At 65.8% G+C, this 16075-nt stretch carries 18 protein-coding genes and 1 tRNA gene; 5 read left to right on the forward strand and 14 right to left on the reverse strand.

The genetic code is table 11. The annotated features are described in order from the left end of the window. Positions 1-48 precede the first annotated feature (48 nt). The 10 genes from pheS to EX20_RS29535 all read right to left on the reverse strand — a co-directional run bounded on the left by pheS (position 49) and on the right by EX20_RS29535 (position 9553). A complete protein-coding gene (pheS, locus tag EX20_RS29490) occupies positions 49-1062 on the reverse strand; it encodes a phenylalanine--tRNA ligase subunit alpha (RefSeq protein ID WP_006753318.1) in 1014 nt (337 codons plus the stop codon). A gap of 148 nt (positions 1063-1210) precedes the next feature. After that, positions 1211-1570 (reverse strand): 50S ribosomal protein L20, encoded by a 360-nt coding sequence (gene rplT / locus EX20_RS29495; protein WP_004192938.1) that lies wholly within the window; start codon positions 1568-1570, stop codon positions 1211-1213. A 30-nt stretch (positions 1571-1600) separates the two neighbouring features. Then, positions 1601-1798: a 50S ribosomal protein L35 gene (gene rpmI / locus EX20_RS29500; RefSeq protein ID WP_004191477.1), complete on the reverse strand. Its 198-nt coding sequence runs from the start codon at positions 1796-1798 to the stop codon at positions 1601-1603. 191 nt (positions 1799-1989) lie between these two features. Beyond that, positions 1990-2514: a translation initiation factor IF-3 gene (gene infC, locus EX20_RS29505; RefSeq protein WP_072465527.1), complete on the reverse strand. Its 525-nt coding sequence runs from the start codon at positions 2512-2514 to the stop codon at positions 1990-1992. A gap of 49 nt (positions 2515-2563) precedes the next feature. After that, on the reverse strand, positions 2564-4471 hold the full coding sequence (gene thrS, locus EX20_RS29510) for a threonine--tRNA ligase (RefSeq protein ID WP_034195591.1): 1908 nt from the start codon (positions 4469-4471) through the stop codon (positions 2564-2566). A gap of 271 nt (positions 4472-4742) precedes the next feature. After that, a tRNA-Val gene (locus EX20_RS29515) sits at positions 4743-4819 on the reverse strand. Positions 4820-4912: 93 nt separating this feature from the next. Then, entirely contained in the window at positions 4913-7147 is a 2235-nt protein-coding gene (locus tag EX20_RS29520) for a RelA/SpoT family protein (RefSeq protein ID WP_011884547.1), read from the reverse strand. Positions 7148-7186: 39 nt separating this feature from the next. Then, positions 7187-7540, reverse strand: a complete 354-nt coding sequence (locus tag EX20_RS29525) for a RidA family protein (RefSeq protein WP_011884545.1) — start codon at positions 7538-7540, stop codon at positions 7187-7189. Positions 7541-7621: 81 nt separating this feature from the next. Continuing rightward, entirely contained in the window at positions 7622-8518 is an 897-nt protein-coding gene (locus tag EX20_RS29530) for an alpha/beta fold hydrolase (RefSeq protein ID WP_034195592.1), read from the reverse strand. Positions 8519-8647: 129 nt separating this feature from the next. Beyond that, a complete protein-coding gene (locus tag EX20_RS29535) occupies positions 8648-9553 on the reverse strand; it encodes a LysR family transcriptional regulator (RefSeq protein WP_034195593.1) in 906 nt (301 codons plus the stop codon). 137 nt (positions 9554-9690) lie between these two features. On the opposite strand from EX20_RS29535, the gene EX20_RS29540 reads away from it, so the two are divergent. Genes EX20_RS29540 through EX20_RS29550 form a run of 3 tightly spaced genes read left to right on the forward strand, consistent with a single transcriptional unit; the run spans position 9691 to position 12039 of the window. After that, positions 9691-10248 (forward strand): ester cyclase, encoded by a 558-nt coding sequence (locus EX20_RS29540; protein ID WP_034195594.1) that lies wholly within the window; start codon positions 9691-9693, stop codon positions 10246-10248. Positions 10249-10265: 17 nt separating this feature from the next. Then, on the forward strand, positions 10266-11288 hold the full coding sequence (locus tag EX20_RS29545; RefSeq protein WP_034195595.1) for a polysaccharide deacetylase family protein: 1023 nt from the start codon (positions 10266-10268) through the stop codon (positions 11286-11288). A gap of 37 nt (positions 11289-11325) precedes the next feature. Next, positions 11326-12039 carry an SDR family oxidoreductase gene (locus EX20_RS29550; RefSeq protein WP_034195596.1) on the forward strand — a complete coding sequence of 238 codons (714 nt, stop codon included), beginning with the start codon at positions 11326-11328 and terminating at the stop codon, positions 12037-12039. Positions 12040-12133: 94 nt separating this feature from the next. Here the strand turns inward: EX20_RS29550 and EX20_RS29555 are convergent, their stop codons facing one another. Then, positions 12134-12775, reverse strand: coding sequence for a CoA transferase subunit B (locus tag EX20_RS29555; RefSeq protein WP_014722902.1), 642 nt, complete (start codon positions 12773-12775; stop codon positions 12134-12136). Between the two features lies 1 nt (position 12776). Continuing rightward, complete coding sequence (locus EX20_RS29560; protein ID WP_011884535.1) at positions 12777-13481, reverse strand: CoA transferase subunit A; 705 nt, start codon at positions 13479-13481, stop codon at positions 12777-12779. A gap of 223 nt (positions 13482-13704) precedes the next feature. On the opposite strand from EX20_RS29560, the gene EX20_RS29565 reads away from it, so the two are divergent. Beyond that, positions 13705-14250 (forward strand): PAS and helix-turn-helix domain-containing protein, encoded by a 546-nt coding sequence (locus EX20_RS29565; protein ID WP_011884534.1) that lies wholly within the window; start codon positions 13705-13707, stop codon positions 14248-14250. Between the two features lie 101 nt (positions 14251-14351). Here EX20_RS29565 and EX20_RS29570 read toward each other — a convergent pair whose 3' ends face one another. Together EX20_RS29570 and EX20_RS29575 are read right to left on the reverse strand one after the other, a co-directional pair. Beyond that, positions 14352-14783 carry an acyl-CoA thioesterase gene (locus tag EX20_RS29570; RefSeq protein ID WP_014722899.1) on the reverse strand — a complete coding sequence of 144 codons (432 nt, stop codon included), beginning with the start codon at positions 14781-14783 and terminating at the stop codon, positions 14352-14354. A gap of 32 nt (positions 14784-14815) precedes the next feature. Beyond that, complete coding sequence (locus tag EX20_RS29575) at positions 14816-15592, reverse strand: SDR family oxidoreductase (protein ID WP_011884532.1); 777 nt, start codon at positions 15590-15592, stop codon at positions 14816-14818. A 175-nt stretch (positions 15593-15767) separates the two neighbouring features. Here EX20_RS29575 and EX20_RS29580 point away from each other — a divergent pair. Beyond that, positions 15768-16075 (forward strand): NAD(P)/FAD-dependent oxidoreductase (locus tag EX20_RS29580; RefSeq protein ID WP_034195597.1); only part of this gene is annotated, 308 nt, incomplete at its 3' end.

Below are 16075 nucleotides of genomic sequence, written 5' to 3' on the forward strand. Positions count from 1 at the left end.
GAACGTCCGGCGGGGCGAGCGCGGGCACATGTCGGCACGGCGCGTGCGTCAGGCGAACTGGCGCAGGAAACGCAGATCGTTCTCGAAGAACAGCCGGAGATCCTGCACGCCGTAGCGCAGCATCGTCAGGCGCTCGAGGCCGCTGCCGAACGCAAAGCCGATATAGCGCTCGGGATCGAGCCCCATGTTGCGGATCACGGTCGGATGCACCTGCCCCGAGCCGGAGATCTCGAGCCATTTGCCGGCGTTCTTGCCGTGCTCGAACATCATGTCGATCTCGGCCGACGGTTCCGTGAACGGGAAATACGACGGGCGGAAGCGCACGAGGATGTCGTCGCGCTCGAAGAATTTCTTCAGGAAATCGGTATAGACGCCCTTGAGGTCGGCGAAGCTGATGTTCTCGTCGATCCACAGCCCCTCGACCTGATTGAACATCGGCGAGTGGGTTGCATCGCTGTCGACGCGATACGTGCGGCCCGGTGCGATCACCTTGATCGGCGGGCGGTTCATGCGCGCATATCGCACCTGCATCGGGCTCGTGTGCGTGCGCAGCAGCAACTGGCGGCCGTCGGCGTCCTTGCCTTCGACGTAGAAGGTGTCCTGCATCGAACGCGCCGGATGGTTCTCCGGGCTGTTCAGCGACGTGAAGTTGTACCAGTCGGTCTCGATCTCGGGACCGTCAGCCACGTCGAAGCCGATCGAGCGGAAAATCTGTTCGACGCGCTCCCATGTGCGCATCACCGGATGCAGGCTGCCTGCACCGGCGCCGCGGCCCGGCAGCGTGACGTCGATCGCCTCGGCGGCGAGTCGCTGGTTCAACAGCGCATCGGCGAGCGCCTGGCGACGCGCGGTCAGCGCGGCTTCAACCTGCTGCTTCGCGACGTTGATGCGGGCGCCTTCGGTCTTGCGTGCTTCGGGATCGAGCTTGCCGAGGCCCTTGAGCAACTCGGTCAGCGCACCCGACTTGCCGAGAAATCGGGCTTTCTCGTTTTCGAGCGTGGTGATGTCGGCAGCCTGTTCGAAGGACTGCTGCGCGTCGGCGACAATCTGGTCCAGATCCATAGATCCCATCATTTCCAACGTCATTCGGTCTCGGCGAGCAAATCTGCCCGCCAAACAAAAAAGGGGCTCGGAAGAGCCCCGTTTTCGCTGCAGCGGCCGAAACTACCGGAACATCGCTGCAACTAACCACGCAGTGCTAATTTCGCAATTAGGCTGCAACGGCGGCTTTCACCTGCTTGACGATCGCAGCAAAAGCAGCCTTGTCGAACACCGCCATGTCGGCCAGCACCTTACGGTCGAGTTCGATCGACGCCTTCTTCAGGCCGTTGATGAACACGCTGTAGGTCATGTCGTGCTGGCGAACTGCCGCGTTGATACGCGTGATCCACAGTGCGCGGAACACACGCTTCTTGTTGCGGCGATCGCGGTACGCGTACTGGCCAGCGCGCATCACCGCCTGCTTGGCGATGCGGTAGACGTTATTGCGACGGCCGCGATAACCCTTGGCCAGGTTGATGATCTTCTTGTGACGGGCCCGTGCGGTTACCCCACGTTTGACTCGAGGCATGTTTCGCTCCTTAGAGTATCAGTTGAGGGGTTACGCGAACGGCAGCATCGCGCGGACGGAGTTCAGATCGGAATCATGAACTGCCGTTGCGCCGCGCAGGTGACGCTTGTTCTTCGTGGTTTTCTTGGTCAGGATGTGGCGCTTGAAGGCTTGACCGCGCTTGACGGTACCGCCCGGACGCACCACGAAGCGCTTTGCAGCACTCTTCTTGGTCTTCATCTTAGGCATGACGAATAACTCCAGTTTATTTGATGGCGATGGGTGTGCGGTTGGCTTGCGCCCTCGACCCGCCCTTCGAAACCCAGTCCACTTGTGTACGGCGAACCGCTCGCGCAGCCGCCGTCATCGTTGGCGCGCCGCCCTGACCGGGCCACGCGCCGAACCACTTGCCGAACCTGCGCGACCAGCGCGCGGGCTCGTTACTTCTTTTTCTTCGGGGAGAGCACCATGATCATCTGGCGCCCTTCCATCTTCGGCATCTGCTCGACCTGACCGACTTCCTCGAGATCCGTGCGCAGACGCTCCAGCATCCGCATACCGATCTCCTGGTGAGCCATTTCACGGCCGCGGAAACGCAACGTGATCTTCGTCTTGTCGCCCTCTTCGAGGAAGCGCAGAAGGTTGCGAAGCTTGACGTTGTAGTCACCGTCATCGGTACCCGGGCGGAATTTGACTTCCTTCACCTGGATGACCTTCTGCTTCAGCTTCGCTTCGTGCTGCTTCTTGGACTCCTGATACTTGAACTTGCCGTAATCCATCAGGCGGCAGACCGGCGGAACCGCTTGCGGCGCGATTTCCACGAGGTCAACGTCCAGCTCTTCCGATTTACGGAAAGCATCAGCGAGTTTCACGATACCGAGCGGTTCGTTCTCGATCCCGACCAGACGCACTTCCGGCGCAGTGATTTCACCGTTGATGCGATGCGACGACTTATCAGTAGCGATGTTACGTTTCCTCTAAAAATTAAAAAAACGAGCCGCGCTGCCAGGGCGGTTACTTGAACGAGCGCAGGTCTTCCTGCAGACGCTCAACGAAGGCTTCGACCGGCATAACGCCAAGATCGACGCCGCCACGGGCACGCACGGCTACCGTTTGCGCATCACGCTCCTTATCGCCCACGACGAGGAGATAAGGCACCTTTTCCAGCGTGTGCTCGCGTATTTTATAGCTAATCTTCTCGTTGCGCAAATCTGCCGCCACCCTAACCCCTTGTTTTTGCAACGTTTGGGCCAGAGATTGCGCATATTCGGCCTGACTTTCGGCGATATTGAGCACAATTGCCTGGAACGGCGCGAGCCAGACCGGCATCGCGCCGGCGTGGTGCTCGATCAGAATGCCCAGGAAACGCTCCATCGAACCGACGATCGCACGGTGCAGCATCACCGGCCGGCGGCGGCTGTTGTCTTCCGCAACGTACTCGGCGCCGAGGCGCTCCGGCAGCACCATGTCGAGCTGCAGCGTGCCGCATTGCCAAGAACGGCCGAGCGCATCCTTGATGTGGTACTCGATCTTCGGGCCGTAGAACGCGCCCTCGCCCGGCAACTCTTGCCACGACAGGCCGCACGCGGTCAGCGCATCGCGCAGCCCCTGCTCGGCGCGATCCCAGGTTTCATCGGTGCCCGCGCGCTGCTCGGGGCGCAGCGACAGCTTGATGTCGATGTGCTCGAAGCCAAAGTCCTTGTACACGCTCATCGCCAGCGTGTTGAACGCGATCGACTCCGCGATGAACTGATCTTCGGTACAGAAGATGTGCGCATCGTCCTGCACGAAGCCGCGCACGCGCATCAGCCCGTGCAGCGCGCCCGACGCCTCGTTGCGATGGCACGAACCGAATTCGGCATAACGCAGCGGCAGGTCGCGGTACGAGCGCAGCCCATGCTTGAACACCTGCACATGCCCCGGACAGTTCATCGGCTTGATCGCGTAGTCGCGCTTCTCCGACTCCGTCGTGAACATGTTCTCGCGGTAGTTCTGCCAGTGGCCCGACGCTTCCCACAGCGAGCGGTCCATGATCATCGGCGTCTTGATCTCGAGATAGCCGGCATCGTTCACTCGGCGACGCATGTACTGCTCGACCTGCTGCCACAGCGCCCAGCCCTTCGGATGCCAGAACACCATGCCCGGCGACTCTTCCTGCATGTGGAACAGATCCAGCTGCTTGCCGAGCTTGCGGTGGTCGCGCTTTTCCGCTTCCTCGAGCATGTGCAGGTACTGATCCTGGTCTTCCTTCTTCGTCCAGGCCGTGCCGTAGATGCGCTGCAGCTGCTCGTTCTTGGAATCGCCGCGCCAGTACGCGCCGGCGACCTTCATCAGCTTGAAGACCTTCAGCTTCCCGGTCGACGGCACGTGCGGGCCACGACAGAGATCGGTGAAGCCGCCATGCGAGTAGAGCTTGATTTCGTCGCTTTGCGGGATCGATTCGATGATCTCGGCCTTGTACTTCTCGCCGATGCTGCGGAAATAGCCGGCCGCCTCGTCGCGCGACACCACGCGGCGCGTCACCGGCTCATCCTTCTTCGCGAGCTCCTGCATGCGCTTTTCGATCTTTTCGAGATCTTCGGGCGTAAACGGACGGTTATACGCGAAGTCGTAATAGAAGCCGTTGTCGATGACCGGCCCGATCGTCACCTGCGCTTCCGGATACAGCTCCTTCACCGCGTACGCGAGCAAGTGGGCGGTCGAGTGACGGATGATGTCGAGACCGTCGGCATCCTTGTCGGTGACGATCGCGAGCGATGCATCGCGATCGATGACCGTGGACGTGTCGACGAGCTCGCCGTCGAGCTTGCCACCAAGCGCAGCCTTCGCAAGGCCGGGACCGATCGAGGCCGCAACCTCGGCAACTGTCACCGGATGCTCGTATTGTCGAACTGAGCCGTCAGGCAAGCGTATCGAAACCATGGCAATCTCCGTGATGCCGACAGTGGGCGGCAAACCAGGCACGCAACCTCAAAGTCACGCGCGGAATTTCGCGACAAAAAAAATGCGGCCCCGCTTTCGAGGGGCCGCATTCGATACTTCACTCAGACTGAAAGGGCGAAAACGTTCCTCGACTAGCGTCGCTCCGAAAAGGTTTCGGTCAACGTTCGCGGTGTCATAACCGTATTCGCCTTGTTCGCGTTGAGTTATTTACTGCATCGAACACCCGGAAAACCGGACATTCTCAATTCGTTGGTAGGCTCGATTGGACTCGAACCAACGACCCCCACCATGTCAAGGTGGTGCTCTAACCAGCTGAGCTACGAGCCTAGTGAAGCTAAGATTATATGGGGCGAGCGTTTCCTTGGCAAGCTATTTATGCGGTTGCAGCAAAATGACGGGGCGCGATCATGTGCGGCCGCGTCATGCCTTGCGTCCGGCCCGCACGACGCCCTGCACTTCGCCGAGCAGCGTGCATGCGCGCTGCACCTGCGCGGCATTCGACACCTCGACCGTGAACTGCATGAACGCCGTGTTGCGGCGGCTCTGCGTCTTCACGCCGACCACGTTCATCTTCTCGCGCGCAAAGACTTCCGAAATGTCACGCAGCAGCCCTTGCCGGTCGCTCGCCTCGATCATCAGATCGACCGGATAGACGGACGCGCCGCGCCCGCCCAGCACGTCCGCAGACCACGTCGTCTGCAGCACGCGCTCGGGCGCGCGCTCGGCCATCCGCACGAAGGTCGGGCAGTCGCTGCGGTGAATCGACATCCCCTTGCCGCGCGTCACGAAGCCGCTGATCGGGTCGGGCGGCGCCGGGCGGCAGCAGCGCGCCAGCTGGGTCAGCAGCGCATCGACGCCGACCACCAGCACGCCGGTCGATGCACCGTGCGCGACGCTCGCGCCGCTGCTGCGCTTCTCGAAGTCGGCGGGCGCCTCGGGCGCGTGCTCGGGCGGCGGCGCATCGGACAGCGCCTGCTCGATGTTGCGCAGGCTGAATTCTTCCTTGCCGACGACCGAAAACAGATCGTCGGGCGACTTGAAGCCGAGCTTCGCGGCGAGATTGTCGAGGTTGACCGACGTCTTGCCCTCGCGCTGCAGCGTCTTTTCGACGAGCGCGCGCCCGTGCGCGATGTTTTCTTCCTGCTCGATCGAGTTGAACCACGCGCGCACCTTCTGCCGTGCGCGCGAGCTCTTCAGGTAGCCGAGCTGCGGGTTCAGCCAGTCGCGCGACGGCCCGCCCTCCTTCACCGCGACGATCTCGACCGTCTGGCCGTTCGCGAGCGACGTGTTGAGCGGCACCATCGCGCCGTCGACACGCGCGCCGCGGCAGCGATGGCCCAGCTCGCTGTGCAGGTGATAGGCGAAGTCGACCGGCGTCGCGCCCTGCGGCAGCGCGATCACGCGCGCCTGCGGCGTCAGCACGTAGATGTGGTCGTCGTCGAGCGAGGTCTCGCGCAGCTGCGCCCACGCCTGATCGCCGGACACTTCGCCGCCGTCCTCGACGTCGTCCTTCCACGCGAGCAGCTGGCGCAGCCACGCGATCTTCTCGTCGTACTTGTCGCTCGCCGAGAACTGGCCGCCGTAGCCGCGCACGCCGGCTTCCTTGTAGCGCCAGTGCGCGGCGACGCCGTACTCGGCGAAGCGATGCATTTCCTGCGTGCGGATCTGCACTTCGAACGCGCGGCCGTCGTCGCCGATCACGACCGTATGCAGCGACTTGTAGCCGTTCGGCTTCGGCCGCGAGATGTAGTCGTCGAACTCCTTCGGCACCGGCTGCCACAGGTGATGGACGATGCCGAGCACCGTGTAGCAATCCTTGATGTCGGGCACGATCACGCGGAACGCGCGCACGTCGTACAGCTCGGAGAAATCAAGCTCCTTGCCGCGCATCTTGCGCCAGATGCTGTAGATGTGCTTCGGCCGGCCGCTCACGTCGGCCGGGATATGCGCCTGCGCGAGCTCGTGCTGGAGCCGCTCGATCGCCTGTGCGACGTACGCCTCGCGCTCGATGCGCTTCTCGTCGAGCAGCTTCGCGATGCGCTTGTAGGTGACCGGATCCTCGAAGCGGAACGCGAGATCCTCGAGCTCCCACTTCAGTTGCCAGATGCCGAGACGGTTCGCGAGCGGCGCGTAGATTTCGAGCGTCTCGCGCGCCACGTCGGGCGGCGGATCGGCCTTCGCGGCCGCGTAGTAGCGCAGCGACTGCAGCCGCGACGCCAGGCGAATCAGCACCACGCGGATGTCCTGCGCGAACGCGAGCAGCATCTTGCGCAGCGCCTCGATCTGCGTGCGCCGCTGTTGCGCGGCGTCGCGCCCGGCGTCGGGCATCGCGTTCTGCGCCGCGCGCAGGCTGACGGTGCCGAGCCGCAGCAGCTTGCGCACATCGGCGACGAGCCGCGCGACCTCTTCGCCGAAGCGCTCGGTCAGCTCGCGTTCGGGGTCGCTCAGATGCGGCGTCAGCACGAACAGCGCGGCCGCCTGCATCGCGTGCGGATCGACGTTCAGCGTGCGCATGATCGACGCGGTGCCGGCCGAGTGATCGGCAAGCAGCTCGCCCGTCGACAGGCGCGCGGCGCCGGCCCGCTCGCGCACGAACGCGAGCACGTCGTCGAACGACGGCGCCGCGACGGAAGAAGCGGAAGCGGATTCGGTCATCGCACGGCCCGGGATATTGCGGTCATCGTGATGCTTCGCTCAGCTCCGCTGGGCGGCGACGACGACGATCTCGACGAGCACCGCCGGATCGGCGAGCTTCGCTTCGACGGTCGCGCGCGGCGGCGTATTGCCCGCCGCGACCCACGCGTCCCACTCGGCGTTCATGCCGTCGAAGTTCGCGAGATCGGAGATGTAGATCTGCACCGACAGCAGATGCGCCTTGTCGCTGTTCGCTTCGGCGAGCAGGCGGTCGATGTGGCCGAGCACTTCGCGCGTCTGGCCGCGGATGTCCTGCGTGGTGTCTTCGGCGATCTGGCCGGCCAGGTACACGGTACCGTTGTGGATCGCGGTTTCGGAGAGACGGGCGCCGACGTGGTGACGAATGACTGCCATGAAATGTTCCGGTCGTGTGAATGGGTGAACAAGCGGCGACGACGCGGCCCGCGCGCCGCCGAACCGCATATTATGACGCGTTTACGCGGCGCCTTCGACGAAAAACCGGCGGGCAAGCGCGATCTGCTCCGCGCTGACGAACGCCGGCGCATGGCCCGCGCCCGGAATCTCGACCTGCGTCACGTGCCGGCCGCGCTGCACCATCTCGGCCACCGTGTCGCGCGACAGCAGGTCCGACGTTTCGCCCCGCACGACGAGCAGCGACGCATCGGTCGCTTCGATCGCGTGCCACAACGCCGCTTCGCCGGCCGCGGCCAGCTCGGGCGTGGTCGCCTTGAACGGCTCGGCGATGCGCGGGTCGTAGCGCATCGTCCAGCCGCCGTCCGGCAGTTCGCACAGCAGCGGCTCGTTGATCTCGCGCCATTCGTCGGCAGTCAGCGCGCCGAACGGCAGCGACAGCGACGTCAGGTAGTCGACGCCTTCCTGGCACGTGGCGAAGCGCGGCTGCACGCCGAGGTATTCGCCGATGCGCACGAGCGAGTCGGGCTCGATGCGCGGACCGACGTCGTTGACGATCATCCTGCGCAGCGGCGCACCGGGCAGCCCCGCGAGCGCGATGCCGATCAGCCCGCCCATCGACGTGCCGAACCAGTCGACCGACTCGACGTCGAGCCGCGCGATCAGCGTCACCATATCCGCCACGTACTGAGGGATCGTGTAGAACCGCGGGTCGGCCAGCCGGTCCGAGCGGCCGCGCCCGACCACATCGGGGCACACGACGCGATAGGTATCGGACAGCGCGGCCGCGAGGCGATCGAAGTCGCGCCCGGAACGGGTCAGGCCGTGCACGCAGACCAGCACGCGCGCATTGGCGGGATCTCCCCATTCCGTATACGCGACGTGGTGCAGGCCGACCGCGCTCGCACACTGCACGCGACGCTGGCGGGGAACCGGTGGATTCGCTGAAATGATGGGCATCGTGGGCATCCTGTCGAGCGCGGGCGGCGCGTGCCGGCCGGTGCGAACGATTGTAAACCGCTTCGCCGCGGCGGCGCGTCGCGCAAGCCGCGACCCTCGCGCGCATCGCTCGCCCCGCCTCGGCTCGGCTCACGCGCCGGGCTGCCACGCGTCGCGCAACTGCTCGCGCAGGAACTCGACGAAGGCGCGCACGCGCAACGGCACGTGCCGGCCGCCCGGATAGACCGCATGCAGCGGCGCGGCCGGCGCCGCGAACGCCGGCAGCACGCGCACGAGCGTGCCGGCGTCGAAATCGGCGTCGACGTCCCAGATCGACTTCAGCGCGATGCCCGCGCCTTCGAGCGCGAACGACCGGGCCGCCCCGCCGTCGTTGGTGAGCAGCGCGGCCGTGACGTCGACGGCCACGCTGCCGTGGGCGCCGTCGAACCGCCATTCGGTGCGCGGCTGGTCGCCGAGCACGATGCATCGGTGTGCCCGCAGTTCGGCCGGATGAGCCGGCAGCCCGTGCGTCGCGACGTAGCTCGGCGCCGCGCACAGCACGCGGTGATTCGGCGCCAGCTCGCGCGCGATCATCGTCGAATCGGCCAGGCTGCCGATCCGGACGGCCACGTCGATGTCCTGCGCGAGCAGGTCGACGATCGTGTCGGTGAGCATCAGCTGCACGGTCAACGCCGGATGCTGCCGCTGGAACGCCGCGACCAGCGGCACGATCCGCACGCGGCCGAGCTCGCCGGGCGCCGTCACGCGCAGCATGCCGTTGACCGTGCCGCGCCGGTCGCTCATCAGCGTTTCCGCCCGCTCGATTTCGGCCAGGATGCGCAGCACCTGGGCGTGAAACTGCGCGCCGTCGTCGGTCAGCGTCTGCTGGCGCGTGGTCCGGTGCAACAGCCGCACACCGAGCCGCGACTCCAGATGCGCGAGCCGCTTGCTGACCACCGACAGCGACAGGTCCAGCTCGCGCGCCGCCGCCGACAGGCTGCCGGCCGACACGATGCGCGCGAAGGTCTCGAGCGCGGGGAGATCGTCGATCAGCATCGGCGCCCTCGTTTCGCCGCAACCTTTCCTTTTTTCGAATAATCCATTCGTGCCACGCCCGTATTTGCATGAAGAACGGAAACCTACCATACCTGTTCCGCGTCGTCGCACGACGCTGCACACAGGACCCAATCACCATGCCAATCCGTCTTTCTTCCGTCGCGCGGCCGCTCGCACGCGCGCTCGCCGCGGCCGCGTGCGTCGCGGCGCTGGCGCCTGCCGCCGCCCATGCGGCGAGCCTCGTCGAGCCGCACGGCCTGATCGTCGCCGCCGATGTGCCGGCCGCGCAGGCACGCGCGCAGATCCTCGCCGCGCGCCGCTACGGCACGTTCTGGGATACCGGCGACGCGGCCCTCGCGCAGGCCGCGCTCGCCGCCGATTTCACCGACCGCACGTTGCCGGCCGGCCGCGAACAGGGCATCGCCGGGCCGCTCGCCGCGTCCAGAACGATGCGCACTGCGATCCCGGACCTGCATTGCGACATCGAACAGATGATCGTGGCCGGCGACCGGGTCGTCGTGCACCTGCACTTTCGCGGCCATTTCTCCGGCACCTTCAACGGAACGGCCGGGAGCGGACAGGCCATCGACTTCATCGCGACCGACATCTACCGGGTCGATCACGGCCGGATCGCAGAGAACTGGCATATCGAGGACAACCTGACGCTGATGCGTCAGCTCGGGCTGGTCGGCTAACGGAGCAGGAGCACACGATGACGCACGAACCATCGAATCAGGCGCAACCTTCGCCGCGCCGCACCTTTCTCGCCCAGGCTGGCGCCGGGCTCGTGGCCGGCGTCGCGGCCGCCACGGGCGCGTCCAGCGCGGCCGCGGCCGCAACGCCACAGGGCCCGCGACCGGCCGCGGCCGATGCGCCGGCCGGCACCTTCTGGCCGGACGGCATCCGGCTCGTGATCTCGATCTCGATGCAGTTCGAGGCCGGTGGACAACCGCCCAAGGGCGCGGACAGCCCGTTCCCGCCGGTCGAGTTCCCGCCGTCGGTGCCGGCCGACCTCGCGTCGGCGACGTGGTTCGCGTACGGCTACCGTGAAGGCATTCCGCGCCTGCTCGACCTGTGGGACCGGCACGGCGTGAAAGTCACGTCGCACATGATCGGTGAAGCCGCACGCCGCCATCCCGAGCTGGCGCGCGAGATCGTGTCGCGCGGCCACGAGGCGGCCGCGCACGGTCCGACCTGGCGCTCGCAGTTCGCGATGAGCCACGACGAAGAGCGCCGCTTCCTCGTCGAGGCTCGCGACATGGTCGAAGCGGTCACGGGCCAGCGCCCGGTCGGCTACAACTGCAACTGGCTGCGGCGCGGCCCGCATACGCTGCCGCTGCTGCAGGAGCTCGGCTACCTGTATCACATCGACGACGTCAGCCGCGACGAGCCTTTCATCGAGACGGTCGGCGGCCGCGACTTCGCGGTCGTGCCGTACACGCTGCGCAACAACGACATCCTGCTGATCGAAGGCCGCAATTATTCGCCGACGAAGTTCGTCGAGCAGATCAAGCTCGATTTCGACCAGCTGTACGCGGAAGCCGGGCAGCGACGGCGCCTGATGTCGATCAGCGCGCACGACCGGATCAGCGGCACGCCGCAGATGGTCCGCGCATGGGACACGTTCCTCGATTACGCGCGCTCGCATCCGGGCGTCGCGTTCATGCGCAAGGACGACATCGCGCGCTTCGCGCTGCGCAGCCCGGCGACGTTGCGCGAAACCGAAACGATCTGACCGGATCGCCCTCTCCCCTCACTTCGGAAGGACCAGCATGAACGATTCACTCAGCGGCAAGAAAGTCCTCGTCGTCGGCGGCAGCTCCGGCATCGGCGCCGCGGCCGCGCATGCATTCGCGCAACGCGGCGCGGTCGTGACGATCGCCTCGCGCCACCCCGAGCGGGCCGGCGCGGCTGCCGCGCCAGGCGCTGCGGTGCGCGGCGAAGCGCTCGACATCACCGATACGGCAGCCGTCGACGCGTTCTGCGCGCGCGCCGGGCGCTTCGACCATGTCGTGATCTCGGCCGCGCAAACGGCGACGGGCCCGGTGCGCACGTTGGCGCTCGCCGATGCGCAGGCCGCGATGGACAGCAAGTTCTGGGGCGCCTATCGCGTCGCCCGTTCGATCGACATCGCGCCCGGCGGCTCGCTGACGTTCGTGTCGGGGTTCCTGAGCGTGCGGCCGAGCGCGTCGTCGGTGCTGCAAGGCGCGATCAACGCGGCGCTCGAGGCGCTGGCCCGCGGGCTGGCGCTCGAGCTGGCGCCGGTGCGCGTGAACACGGTGTCGCCGGGCCTGATCGCGACGCCGCTGTGGAACAAGCTCGCGCCCGACGCACGCGACGCCATGTACGCCGGCGCCTCGCAACGCCTGCCCGCACGCCGCGTGGGCCAGGCCGAGGACGTCGCGAACGCGATCGTCTACCTCGCGACGACGCCGTTTGCGACCGGCTCGACGGTGCTGGTCGACGGCGGCGGCACGATCGCGTGATCGGCTGACCGCCCGATCGATGCCTCGATGGCAAGACGCCCCGCGTTCCGTGGCGGAACGCGGGGCGTCGATGGCCGACGGAGTCAGACCTTGCTTATGCGACCGCGCTCACGTCGAGCGGCGCGCCCGTCTTGGCCTGGATTTCGTCGACGCCGACACCGTCGGCGAGCTCGAGCACCTTCAGGCCGTCCGGCGTCACTTCGATCACGCCGAGATCGGTGATGATCAGGTCGACCACGCCGACACCCGTCAGCGGCAGGTTGCATTCCTCGAGGATCTTGTGCTGGTCGCCCTTCGCGACGTGCTCCATCAGCACGACGACGCGCTTCACGCCCGCGACGAGATCCATCGCGCCGCCCATCCCCTTGATCATCTTGCCGGGGATCATCCAGTTCGCGAGATCGCCGTTCTTGCTGACCTGCATCGCGCCGAGGATCGCGAGGTTGATGTGGCCGCCGCGAATCATCGCGAACGAATCGGCCGACGAGAAGATCGACGAGCCGGGCAGCGTCGTGACGGTCTGCTTGCCGGCGTTGATCAGATCGGCATCGACCTCTTCGTCGGTCGGCGACGGGCCGATGCCGAGCAGGCCGTTCTCCGACTGCAGCCACACTTCGACGCCGGCCGGCACGTGGTTCGCGACGAGCGTCGGCAGACCGATGCCGAGGTTCACGTAGAAGCCGTCCTGCAGTTCCTTCGCCGCGCGCGCGGCCATCTGGTCACGATTCCAGGCCATGTCAGTCTCCTTTCGCGCGTACGACGCGTTGTTCGATGCGTTTTTCGGGCGTCGCGTTCAGCACGATCCGCTGCACGAAGATGCCGGGCGTATGGACCTGGTCGGGATCGAGCGCGCCGTTCTCGACGATCTCCTCGACCTCGGCCACGGTGATCTTGCCGGCCATCGCGCACATCGGGTTGAAGTTGCGCGCGGTGCGGCGATAGATCAGGTTGCCCGACTTGTCGGCCTTCCATGCCTTGACGAGCGCGACGTCGGCGGTCAGCGACGGCTCGAGCACATAATGGCGATCGCCGAACTGGCGCGTTTCCTTGCCCTCGGCGATCACGGTGCCGTAGCCGGTGTTCGTGAAAAATGCCGGGATGCCGGCGCCGCCGGCGCGCAGCTTCTCGGCGAGCGTGCCCTGCGGCGTGAATTCGAGCTCGAGTTCGCCGGCCAGGTACTGGCGCTCGAACTCCTTGTTCTCGCCGACGTACGACGAGATCATCTTCTTGATCTGGCGCGTTTCGAGCAGCAGGCCGAGGCCGAAACCGTCGACGCCCGCGTTGTTGCTGATGCAGGTGATGCCCTTGACGCCGGAGTCGCGCAGCGCCGCGATCAGCGCCTCGGGGATCCCGCACAGGCCGAAGCCGCCGACCGCGAACGTCTGTCCGTCGCGGACGATCCCTTCCAGCGCGGCAGCCGCGCTGGGATAGACTTTGTTCATCTGTATGTCCCTTCCTCTATGGAAACCAGCAAAACCGGTTCACGCGCCGACTGGCCCGCAAGCCCGCCGCACTCATTCTATGCATGCACGGCGTGGCCTGCGCGAGGCGCGCTGTTTTTATGTCGCGACGAAGCGCCACGAGATGCCGGCAAGGGTACGATGCGGCGCGGATGCGGCACAATACGCAAAACTACATAAGCACTTGCCTCCGCTGCCCCGCGCCATGCCCGCACTCGATTACCAGACTGCCTTTCACCTCGCGCCGCTCGGCCTCGTGATGTCGCGCGACCGCGTGATCGAGGACTGCAACGACGCACTCGCGGCGATCTTCCGCTGCGCGCGGACCGATCTGATCGGCAAGTCCTACGAAGTACTGTATCCGTCGCCGGACGAGTTTCAGCGCATCGGCGAGCGCATTTCGCGCGTGATGGTCGCGAACGGCACGTACGGCGACGACAGAATCATGAAGCGCGCGGACGGCGAGCTGTTCTGGTGCCACGTGACCGGCCGCGCGCTCGATCGCACCGCGCCGCTCGCCGTGGGCGTATGGACCTTCGAAGACCTGAGCGCGACGCGCCGCGTGGCGGTCGAGCTGACGCCGCGCGAGCGGGAGATCGCAGCCCAGCTCGCGACCGGCAAGACCAGCAAGCAGATCGGACGCGTGCTCGACATCAGTTCGCGCACCGTCGACATCTACCGTGCGCGGCTGATGCGCAAGTACGGCACCAGCAATACGCCGGAGCTGCTGCAACGCCTGCTCGGCCAGTAGCCGCTGCACGCAAACGCAATCGGCCGCGCGAGGCGGCCGATTCCGGCAGGCACGGGTATAGCTGCACACCCGCATCGGCGCCGCGGCGCCGGCTTCGACGTTCAGTCGACCTTGGCGGCGAGCGCGCGCTCGATCGTGTCGCGCAGCAGCTGCGGCAGCGGCACCGACTTGCCGAGCGCATAGTCGACCCACACGCAGCGCGCGTTGCCGCGCGCATACACATGCTGCGGATCGTCCGCACGCGAGAGCTCGAAGCCGGTGTCGAAGCTGCTGCGGCCCGGTTTGGCGGCCGACATCCGCGCGATCACGTCGCCCGGATAGTGCAGCTGCTTCAGGAATTCCATCGACGCCGTGACGACCACGGGCCCCTGTCCCTCGCCATTGCCGCCCGCGATGCCGAGCTGCTCGAACCACGAGATCCGCGCCTGTTCCATGTAACGGAAGTAGACCGTGTTGTTCACGTGGCCGAACGCGTCCATGTCGCCCCAGCGGATCGGCATCGACATTTCAAATACGCGGGAATATTCGCTCATTGCACTCTTCTTCGTTACTGGATGGCATCCGCTCACGCGAGGCCGAAGCCGTCGTCGGCGGAGATGATCGAACCGTTGATGAACTGCGACTCGTCGGCCGCCAGCAGCAGCAACAGCCCGTCGAGATCCTGCGGCTTGCCGACGCGCCGGCGCGGCAGCATCGACTGCAGCTTCTGGCCTTGTTCGGTTTCCCACAGGTAGTGATTGATTTCGGTGTCGATATAGCCCGGGCAGATCGCGTTCACGTTGATCCCGTGACGCCCCCATTCGAGCGCCATCGCCCGCGTCATCTGCACGACGGCCGCCTTGCTCATCGCGTACAGCCCGATCTGCGGAAACACGCGCAGCCCGGCCACCGATGCGATGTTGATGATCCGGTACGGCGGCTTGCCGTTGCCGTTCGCGCGCATCATCATGCGCTTCGCGACTTCCTGCGCGACGAAGAATGCACCGCGCGTGTTGGTGTCGAACACGAACTCGAAATCGGCCGGCGTCACGTCGACGAGCTTCTGCATCGTCGATACACCCGAATTGTTCACGAGGATGTCGATCGTGCCGGCTTCCGTCTCGGCGTGCGCAACGGCTGCCTTGATACTCTGCACGTCGGTCACGTCGAGCGACACGACATGCGCGGCGCCGCCCTCCGCCTCGATCTCGGCGCGCAGTTCCTTCAGGCGCTCGACCCGGCGGCTCGCCAGCACGACCTTCGCGCCGGCCTGCGACAGCACCTGCGCGAAGCGTTGCCCGAGGCCGCTCGATGCGCCGGTAACCAGCGCGACCTTGCCTTCCAGATTGATCGATCGACCCATTGCACATCCCCTTTCGATGTCGTTTGCCGCGGCGGATGCCCGCTCGAGCAGCATAACCCTAGCACAGAAAATAGAACGATCGTGCTAATCTAGCGCCGCGCTGTTGCGGCAAGCGTTTCGTTTCGCAGACAATACGCTCCCGAATAAAAGCATTCTAACGGTTAGAGGAACGCCAATGACCCCCGCAAGCCTCATCGAGCAATACGGCCCGCGCGAATCGATGGAATACGACGTCGTGATCGTCGGCGGCGGCCCCGCCGGGCTGTCGGCGGCGATCCGGCTCAAGCAGCTGGCCGCCGAGAAAGGCGCCGAGATCGGCGTGTGCGTGCTCGAGAAGGGTTCCGAGATCGGCGCGCACATCCTGTCGGGCGCGGTGATGGACCCGCGCGCGATCACCGAGCTGTTCCCCGACTGGAAGGAACGCGGCGCGCCGCTCACCGTCGAGGTGACCGAGGACCGCTTCCTGTTCCTGTCCGAGCAGAG

The organism is Burkholderia sp. WP42 (assembly GCF_000745665.1).
Classification (GTDB): domain Bacteria; phylum Pseudomonadota; class Gammaproteobacteria; order Burkholderiales; family Burkholderiaceae; genus Burkholderia; species Burkholderia vietnamiensis.

What these genes read in the sequence shown, in the direction of transcription:
- EX20_RS29560 (WP_011884535.1), bottom strand. Translation starts at nt 13,481, where the DNA reads ATGAACAAAGTCTATCCCAGCGCGGCTGCCGCGCTGGAAGGGATCGTC.
- EX20_RS29555 (WP_014722902.1), bottom strand. Translation starts at nt 12,775, where the DNA reads ATGGCCTGGAATCGTGACCAGATGGCCGCGCGCGCGGCGAAGGAACTG.
- thrS (WP_034195591.1), bottom strand. Translation starts at nt 4,471, where the DNA reads ATGGTTTCGATACGCTTGCCTGACGGCTCAGTTCGACAATACGAGCAT.
- rpmI (WP_004191477.1), bottom strand. Translation starts at nt 1,798, where the DNA reads ATGCCTAAGATGAAGACCAAGAAGAGTGCTGCAAAGCGCTTCGTGGTG.
- EX20_RS29520 (WP_011884547.1), bottom strand. Translation starts at nt 7,147, where the DNA reads ATGACCGAATCCGCTTCCGCTTCTTCCGTCGCGGCGCCGTCGTTCGAC.
- EX20_RS29565 (WP_011884534.1), top strand. Translation starts at nt 13,705, where the DNA reads ATGCCCGCACTCGATTACCAGACTGCCTTTCACCTCGCGCCGCTCGGC.
- EX20_RS29550 (WP_034195596.1), top strand. Translation starts at nt 11,326, where the DNA reads ATGAACGATTCACTCAGCGGCAAGAAAGTCCTCGTCGTCGGCGGCAGC.
- EX20_RS29570 (WP_014722899.1), bottom strand. Translation starts at nt 14,783, where the DNA reads ATGAGCGAATATTCCCGCGTATTTGAAATGTCGATGCCGATCCGCTGG.
- rplT (WP_004192938.1), bottom strand. Translation starts at nt 1,570, where the DNA reads ATGCCTCGAGTCAAACGTGGGGTAACCGCACGGGCCCGTCACAAGAAG.
- EX20_RS29530 (WP_034195592.1), bottom strand. Translation starts at nt 8,518, where the DNA reads ATGCCCATCATTTCAGCGAATCCACCGGTTCCCCGCCAGCGTCGCGTG.
- EX20_RS29575 (WP_011884532.1), bottom strand. Translation starts at nt 15,592, where the DNA reads ATGGGTCGATCGATCAATCTGGAAGGCAAGGTCGCGCTGGTTACCGGC.
- EX20_RS29525 (WP_011884545.1), bottom strand. Translation starts at nt 7,540, where the DNA reads ATGGCAGTCATTCGTCACCACGTCGGCGCCCGTCTCTCCGAAACCGCG.
- pheS (WP_006753318.1), bottom strand. Translation starts at nt 1,062, where the DNA reads ATGGATCTGGACCAGATTGTCGCCGACGCGCAGCAGTCCTTCGAACAG.
- EX20_RS29535 (WP_034195593.1), bottom strand. Translation starts at nt 9,553, where the DNA reads ATGCTGATCGACGATCTCCCCGCGCTCGAGACCTTCGCGCGCATCGTG.
- EX20_RS29545 (WP_034195595.1), top strand. Translation starts at nt 10,266, where the DNA reads ATGACGCACGAACCATCGAATCAGGCGCAACCTTCGCCGCGCCGCACC.
- EX20_RS29540 (WP_034195594.1), top strand. Translation starts at nt 9,691, where the DNA reads ATGCCAATCCGTCTTTCTTCCGTCGCGCGGCCGCTCGCACGCGCGCTC.